This window comes from Winslowiella iniecta (genome assembly GCF_001267535.1).
GTDB lineage: Bacteria > Pseudomonadota > Gammaproteobacteria > Enterobacterales > Enterobacteriaceae > Erwinia > Erwinia iniecta.
This window is the reverse complement of record NZ_JRXE01000030.1, coordinates 67,075-69,138: the sequence shown is the minus strand read 5'-3', so window position 1 is coordinate 69,138 and position 2,064 is coordinate 67,075. Positions and strand designations below refer to the sequence as shown.

Below are 2,064 nucleotides of genomic sequence, written 5' to 3'. Positions count from 1 at the left end.
CATTGCTAACCGTGCGTATCTCAATACCAACGTGGAGACCATTGAAGGGCGGATGCTGGGCGACTATGACAACGGGCTGGGCCAGCAGTGGAAAGATCCGCACCCGATGCGCTTCTTTAACGAGGGGGCGGTCAGTTTCCCTTATCTCTCCGACGGCATGTGGTTTCTGACCCAGCTGAAACGCTGGGGGCTGCTGAAGCAGGAGCCGGACTACCTCGCCGTCGCCCGACAAATTAACCGTATCGATATCTATCAGCTGGCGGCCAGCGCAGTGGGCAATGTGGCGCTGCCGGGCAGTGAAATGCGCCGCAGTACGCTGATGGACGGCAAGGTATGGGATGGCAGCAATCCTGCTCAATACGCCGCCAGTTTCGCCATCAAACGTTAAGGAGAGTGAGCATGACCCATGAAGCCCGTGTGGTGGCGATCGCCGCGCATACCCCGAGCAGTGAAGCAGAAATTATTCCGCTTAAACCTGCCAGCAAATCGGCGCAAAAGCCGCGCCGCAATCTTCTGCGTCCACTGATGCAGCGGGTGATACCACCCTGTTGCGGCTTGCTGGTGCTGACAGGCATCTGGCAGATCGCCGCGCTTAACAGCAGCGGTTTCCCGACGCCGTTCAGCACCTGGCAGGCGGCAATCACGCTATTCGCCGACCCGTTTTATCACGCCGGCCCGAACGATCAGGGCATTGGCTGGAATGTGCTGGCCTCATTGCAGCGCGTGGCAATCGGCTTCGGGCTGGCGGCGCTGGTGGGTATCCCTGGCGGTTTTCTGATTGGCCGCTTTACCTTTCTCGCCCGGATGCTGAATCCGATTATTGCGCTGCTGCGCCCGGTCAGCCCGCTGGCATGGCTGCCGATTGGCCTGTTGCTGTTTCAGCGCGCCGAGCCAGCCTCCAGCTGGACGATTTTTATCTGCTCCATCTGGCCGATGATCATCAACACCGCCGAAGGGGTGCAGCGGATTCCGCAGGACTATCTGAATGTGGCGCGGGTGCTGAAGCTCTCCGAATGGACGGTGATGCGCAAAATTCTGTTTCCGGCGGTGTTACCGGCCGTGCTGACCGGCGTGCGGCTGTCCATTGGCATTGCCTGGCTGGTGATTGTCGCCGCTGAAATGCTGACCGGCGGTCTGGGTATCGGTTTCTGGATCTGGAACGAATGGAACAACCTGAATGTCGAGCACATCCTGATCGCCATTGTGATTATCGGCGTGGTGGGACTGCTGCTTGAGCAGGCGCTGATGCTGCTGGCGCGTCGTTTTAGCTGGGAATAAACGGGAGGAAAATGATGAAGCACATTATTCAGGTACAGAACGTCAGCCAGCGTTTTAACACCGCCAGCGGGGAGTTTATCGCGCTGGATAACGTCAGCTTCAATATCAGCGAAGGCGAAACCGTCAGCCTGATTGGTCACTCCGGCTGCGGTAAATCGACGCTGCTGAATCTGATTGCCGGATTAACCCAGCCGACCGAAGGCGGACTGCTGTGCGATAACCGCGAAATCGACGGCCCCGGCCCGGAGCGCGCGGTGGTGTTTCAGAACCATTCGCTGCTGCCGTGGCTGACCACTTACGACAATGTGGCGCTGGCGGTGAATCAGGTGTTTAAGGGCAGCATGAGCAAGGCGGAGATGCGCGAGTGGATCGCCCACAACCTGGAGCTGGTGCAGATGGGCCATGCGCTGAATAAACGTCCGGGTGAGATTTCCGGCGGCATGAAGCAGCGTGTCGGCATCGCGCGGGCGCTGGCAATGAAGCCAAAAGTTTTGCTGATGGATGAGCCGTTCGGCGCGCTCGACGCGTTGACGCGCGCCCATTTGCAGGATGCGGTGATGCGCATTCAGCAGACACTGAACACCACCATTGTGCTGATCACCCATGACGTTGATGAAGCGGTACTGCTGTCGGATCGGGTGCTGATGATGACCAACGGCCCGGCAGCGCGGGTCGGCGAAATTCTGACGGTGGATCTGCCGCGCCCACGCTCGCGGGTGGCGCTGGCCGATGACCCGCGTTATCACCATCTGCGTCAGCAAGTGCTGCATTTCCTCTACGAAAAAC

Annotated in this window: 2 protein-coding genes and 1 pseudogene; all 3 read left to right on the top strand. The window is 59.2% G+C overall.

Annotation, left to right across the window (positions count from 1 at the left end; all coding sequences use genetic code 11):
* Positions 1 to 388: pseudogene (locus NG42_RS18550) on the top strand (nitrate ABC transporter substrate-binding protein); the annotation flags it as partial.
* An 11-nt stretch (positions 389 to 399) separates the two neighbouring features.
* On the top strand, positions 400 to 1,278 hold the full coding sequence (gene ntrB, locus NG42_RS18545; protein ID WP_052901962.1) for a nitrate ABC transporter permease: 879 nt from the start codon (positions 400 to 402) through the stop codon (positions 1,276 to 1,278).
* An 11-nt stretch (positions 1,279 to 1,289) separates the two neighbouring features.
* Positions 1,290 to 2,064: ABC transporter ATP-binding protein (locus tag NG42_RS22930; protein ID WP_082203912.1), on the top strand; the 775-nt coding region annotated here is incomplete at its 3' end.